A 5,221-nucleotide genomic window follows, 5' to 3' on the forward strand; every position below is an offset into this window, starting at 1 on the left:
CCGCCGAGGACCGTGCCCGGGCCGCGGCACTGCGCGACTCGGCCAAGGACCGGGACGAACACGCGCACGTCGCCGCGCAGGTCGCCGGGGTGCTCGGCCGCTCCTGCCGGGAGCTGGACGTCCCCGCCCGTCCCGAGGCGGTCGCGACCCCGACGATGTGGCACCTGTCCACCACGATCACCGGGCGACTGTCCGACCCGGACGCTCCGACGTCGTCCGCGCTCGGCCTGGCCGAGGCGCTGCACCCGACCCCCGCCGTGTGCGGGGTGCCCGAGCGCCGGGCGCAGGACGCGATCGCCGAGTTGGAACCGGGGGACCGCGGGTACTACTCCGGCCTGGTGGGCTGGACCGACCGCTCCGGCGACGGGGAATGGGTCGTGACCATCCGCAGCGCCGAGGTGTGCGACCGCGTCGTGCGGCTGTTCGCGGGCGCCGGGATCGTCGCGGACTCGGACCCGGCGGCGGAGCTGGCCGAGACGAGTGCGAAGTTCCGCACGATGCTGCGGGCACTCGGGGTGGAGGGAGTGTCGTGAGCACGGAACCGTTGACCGGTCCGCAGGCGGACGCCGATTCCGGTCCGGACCACGTGCCGTGGCCCGCGGAATTCGCCGCGCACTACCGGGCGGCCGGGTACTGGCGCGGTCAGACGTTCGGGGCGCTGCTGGACACCCTGGCCCGCGCCTACGCCGACCGCACGGCCGTGGTCGGCGAGCCCGCCGGCGACACCGTGCGGTGGAGCTTCGCCGAGCTGGACGAGCGCGCCCACCGGATCGCGGCCGGGCTCGTCGGGCGGGGGATCGGCCCGGGGCACCGCGTGCTGGTGCAGCTGCCGAACGTCGCCGAGTTCGCCCCGGTCGTGTTCGGCGTCTGGCGTGCCGGGGCGTGGCCGGTGTTCACCCTGCCCGCCCACCGGGAGGCCGAACTGCGGCACTTCGCCACGCAGAGCGAGGCGAGCGCGATCGTCACCGTCGACCGGCACGAGGGACACGACCACGCCGCCACGGCGCGGGCGGTGGCCGACGCCGTCCGGTCGGTGCGGCACGTGCTGGTTCTCGGCACGGACGAGTTCGCCGAACTGGCCGCCACCCCGCCGCGGGAGCTGCCCGACCCCGACCCGTCCGGGGTGGCATTCCTCCAGCTCTCCGGCGGCAGCACCGGACTGCCGAAGCTGATCCCGCGCACGCACGACGACTACCTCTACAGCGTGCGGGAGAGCGCGCGGATCTGCGGGCTGCGCCCGGACAGCGTGTACCTGGCCGTGCTGCCGGTGGCGCACAACTACCCGCTCAGCTCCCCGGGCCTGCTCGGTGCGCTGCACGCGGGCGCGGCCACCGTGTTCGCCCCCCGGCCGGACGCCGACACCGCGTTCCGGCTGATCGAGTCCGAGCGCGTCACCGTCAGCGGGGTGGTGCCCCCGCTGGCGGCGGTGTGGGCGCAGGCGGCGGGCCGCACCGCCCGCGATCTGTCCAGTCTGGAGGTACTGCTGGTCGGCGGGGCCAAGTGCGGGCGGGAACTGGCCGGCCGCCTCGGCCCCGCGCTGGGCTGCCGGGTGCAGCAGGTCTTCGGCATGGCCGAGGGGCTGGTCTGCTACACCCGGCTGGACGACGACCCGGACACCGTGCTCGGCACCCAGGGACGTCCGATCTCGCCGGACGACGAGATCCGCGTGGTCGATCCGGACGACCCCGCCGCGTCCGCGGCGGACGAGGTCCCGCCGGGCGAGGTGGGCGCCCTGCTGACCCGCGGCCCGTACACCATCCGCGGCTACTACCGGGCCGCCGCGCACAACGCGACGGCGTTCACCCCGGACGGGTTCTACCGCACCGGGGACCTGGTGCGCCGCAGGCCGTCCGGGCACCTGGAGGTGGTCGGCCGGGTGAAGGAGCAGATCAACCGCGGTGGGGAGAAGGTGGCCGCCGAGGAGGTGGAGGACCACCTGATGGCGCACCCCGACGTGCTGGACGCCGCGGTGGTCGCGGTCTCCGACGACCATCTGGGGGAGCGCACCTGCGCCTACGTGGTGCCCACCGACGGGGCCGACCCCACCGTCGCCGATCTGCGCCGGTTCGTCGCCGACCGCGGGGTCGCGGCGTTCAAGGTCCCGGACCTCGTCCGCGTCGTCGCGGAGTTTCCGGTGACCGGGGTCGGCAAGACCAGCAAACGGGAACTGCGGGTGGCGCTGGCCGCCCATGCCGAGAACGGGTGATGTGTGTGTCCCTGCCGACGATCCGGCCCTACCCCCTGCCGACGGCGGACGAACTGCCCGCCGGGCGGGTGGCGTGGCGGCCCGACCCCGCGCGGGCTGCGCTGCTGGTGCACGACATGCAGAACTACTTCCTCCGCCCCTACGCGGGCGCCCCGGTCGGTGCGGTCACCGCGCACATCGCCGCGCTGATCGCCGTCGCCCGCGACCGGGGGATGCCGGTGTTCTACACCGCCCAGCCCGGCAGACAGCACCCGGACGACCGCGGGCTGCTCAGCGAGTTCTGGGGCGACGGCATCGGCGCGGTGATCGACTCCGACCCGCACGCGGGCGACATCGTCGCCGACCTCGCCCCGGCCGGGGAGGACGAGGTGCTGGTCAAGTGGCGCTACAGCGCGTTCCAGCGCAGCGCCTTCGCCGAACGGCTCGCCGCCCTCGGGCGGGACCAGCTGCTGATCACCGGCGTCTACGCGCACATCGGCTGCCAGGCCACGGCGGTGGAGGCGTTCATGCGCGACATCCGCCCGTTCCTGGTGGCCGACGCGGTCGCCGACTTCTCCCGGGAATGGCACGAGCAGGCCTGCGTCTACGTGGCGCAACGCTGCGGTGCCGTGGTGTCCCACGCCGACGCGCTGGACGCGCTGTCGGCACCGATGTCCGTAGGAGTGTGAGGCCATGAGCAGTACGACACCCGCCCTGACCGCCGGGCGGATGCGCGCCGACGTCGCCGGGCTGCTGGGGTGCGACCCCGGCGAGCTCGACGACACCGAGAACCTGGTCGACCGGGGACTGGACTCGGTGCGGATGATGACCCTGGTCGAGACCTGGCGCTCGGCCGGGGCGGGCACGCTGGAGTTCCCCGACCTCGCCGAGCGTCCCGAGCTCGGGTACTGGATCACCCTGGTGGCCGGGGCCGCCGCGTCCGGGGCGACCGCGTCCGGGGCGACCGGGACGGGGGAGACGGCGTGACCCGGGTGGACCACCGGCACCGGCACCGGGAGCGCATCGCCGAGGTCCGGGCCGGCCACAGCGCGGAGAAGGTGCCGTACCCGATCCGCATCCGGGAGACCGAGGTGGTGCGGACCTGCCCCGTCGGGGCCGGACTGATCCGGGTGACGCTCGGCGGGCCCGGTGTGGCGGGGTTCGAGGCGCACGCCCCGGACGAGCACGTCAAGCTGGTCTTCCCGGACCCGGACGGGACGGTGCGGCTGCCCGAACCGAACGGGCGGATGCTGCGCTGGCCCCGGCCGTCGCCGACGTCGCGGGAGTACACGGTCCGCCGCCACGACCCGGAGACCGGCGAGATCGACATCGACGTGGCCCTACACGGTCCGGGACTCGGTGCGGACTGGGCGCGCACCGCCCGCCCGGGCACCGTCGTGCACGTCGCGGGCCCGCCCGGGGGGCTGATCGTGCCGCACACCTACGACCGGTACCTGCTCGCGGGCGACCTCACGGCCCTGCCCGCGATCGCCCGGTGGCTGGAGGAACTGCCCCGCACCGCGGCGGGCTGGGCCTTCATCGAGGTCGCCGACGCCGCCGAGGAGATCCCGCTGTCCGCGCCCGAGGACGTCGAGATCCACTGGCTGCACCGGGGGGAACGGCCCCCGGGCACGGCCGGGCTGCTCGAACGGGCCGTGCGCGGGGTGCCGGTGCCGGGCCACGAGCGGCTCTACGTCTGGATCGCGGGCGAGGCGGGCGAGCTCAAACCGCTGCGCCGCTGGGCCCGCACGGAGCTGGGGCTGGGCCCCGGCGACCACGACGTCACCGGCTACTGGAAACGCGGCGTGGCCGACTTCGACCCCGACCACGACCCGGCCCCCGACGGGCACGGCTGACCGTGTCCACCCACCCGTCCCCACCGGCACGACCCGCCCCCGCGGCGGGCGTTGAGCGAGAGAAGAGGAGCACGATGTCCGTTTCCAGAACCGTCCGGTCGATCGCGGCCGGAGGTGTGCTGGCCCTGCTCGCCACCGGGTGCGGCACCACCGACGCCGGGCAGTCGGCCGAGGGGTCCGGACAGACCCGGGTGTTCGAGGCCGACAACGGCGCCGTCACGATCCCGGCCGACCCGCAGCGGGTGGTGGCGACCGGCTACGCCGTGCCCGCCCTGATCGAGGCCGACGCGCCCCTGGTGGGCATCTCGACGTGGAAGCGCGGCCTGCCGATGATGAACGACGAGGACCGCGCGACCTACGACGAGCTGACCAAGGTCGCGGGCGAACAGGCCGCCGAGACGAACTACGAGGCCGTCGCCGCCGCCGACCCGGACCTCATCGTGATCGGCGTGCCCGCCCCGGTGCTCGGCGACATCGACGTGGACCGGCTGGAGGACATCGCCCCGGTCGTCGCGATCGGACCGACGGTGCCGTCGGCGTGGCGGGAACTGTCCCGGCGGCAGGCCGACGCGGCCGGCGCGTTGGAGCAGTTCGACGAGACGAAGGCCGCCTACGAGGAGAAGGCCGCCGCGCTGGCCGACAGGTACGGCGACGCGGTGGACGGGATGCGTTTCGCCCACGTCGGCGCGTACGGGGAGGTGGACAACGGCACCTTCCAGCGCGAGTACGACGGCTCGTGGGGCACCAACGTCGCCAACGACCTCGGTGTCCGTTACTACGGTGAGGTCGCGGAGAAGGGGAAGGGTTCGCGGTCGGTGAGCGAGTACCCCTCCCTGGAGGAGCTTCCCGAGGCCCTCGGCGAGGCCGACGCGATCACCTACTCGGTGGAGCCGGACGGCACCGTGCCCCCGCCGGTGCGCTACGTCCTCGACTCGGAGCTGTGGCGGAACCTGCCCGCGGTGCAGCAGGGGCGGACCTTCCCGATCCGCTACACCGAGGCCGCGACCTACGAGCAGGCGATGCTCACCCTGGAGGCGATCGACGAGTCGTTCGCACCGCTGCTGGACCGGTGAGCGACGCGACGACGCGCACGGCCGCGGACGGGGACACGGCGGCCCGGGGAACCGGACCGCGGGCCGCCGTGCTGGTCGCGGGTCTCGTGCTGCTGGCGGGCGTCACG

Annotated in this window: 6 protein-coding genes; all 6 read left to right on the forward strand. The window is 74.6% G+C overall.

All coding sequences use genetic code 11. The features are described 5' to 3' along the window. Window positions 1–533, forward strand: a 533-nt coding sequence (locus tag ACTIR_RS23890; protein ID WP_034240561.1) for a chorismate-binding protein, incomplete at its 5' end; no start/stop codon positions are given. Further along, window positions 530–2,206, forward strand: a complete 1,677-nt coding sequence (locus ACTIR_RS0116715; RefSeq protein WP_199285639.1) for a (2,3-dihydroxybenzoyl)adenylate synthase — start codon at window positions 530–532, stop codon at window positions 2,204–2,206. The genes ACTIR_RS23890 and ACTIR_RS0116715, both read left to right, overlap by 4 nt. Then, a complete protein-coding gene (locus ACTIR_RS0116720; protein ID WP_026455148.1) occupies window positions 2,206–2,874 on the forward strand; it encodes an isochorismatase family protein in 669 nt (222 codons plus the stop codon). Before ACTIR_RS0116715 ends, ACTIR_RS0116720 begins: the two co-directional genes overlap by 1 nt. 4 nt (window positions 2,875–2,878) lie before the next feature. Further along, window positions 2,879–3,172 (forward strand): phosphopantetheine-binding protein, encoded by a 294-nt coding sequence (locus ACTIR_RS23895; RefSeq protein WP_052583926.1) that lies wholly within the window; start codon window positions 2,879–2,881, stop codon window positions 3,170–3,172. Beyond that, window positions 3,169–4,041, forward strand: coding sequence for a siderophore-interacting protein (locus tag ACTIR_RS0116730; RefSeq protein WP_026455149.1), 873 nt, complete (start codon window positions 3,169–3,171; stop codon window positions 4,039–4,041). Before ACTIR_RS23895 ends, ACTIR_RS0116730 begins: the two co-directional genes overlap by 4 nt. 74 nt (window positions 4,042–4,115) lie before the next feature. Further along, complete coding sequence (locus ACTIR_RS0116735) at window positions 4,116–5,114, forward strand: ABC transporter substrate-binding protein (RefSeq protein WP_026455150.1); 999 nt, start codon at window positions 4,116–4,118, stop codon at window positions 5,112–5,114. The last annotated feature ends 107 nt before the right edge of the window (window positions 5,115–5,221 follow it).

It is taken from the genome of Saccharomonospora iraqiensis subsp. iraqiensis (assembly GCF_000430445.1).
Lineage (GTDB): Bacteria > Actinomycetota > Actinomycetes > Mycobacteriales > Pseudonocardiaceae > Saccharomonospora > Saccharomonospora iraqiensis.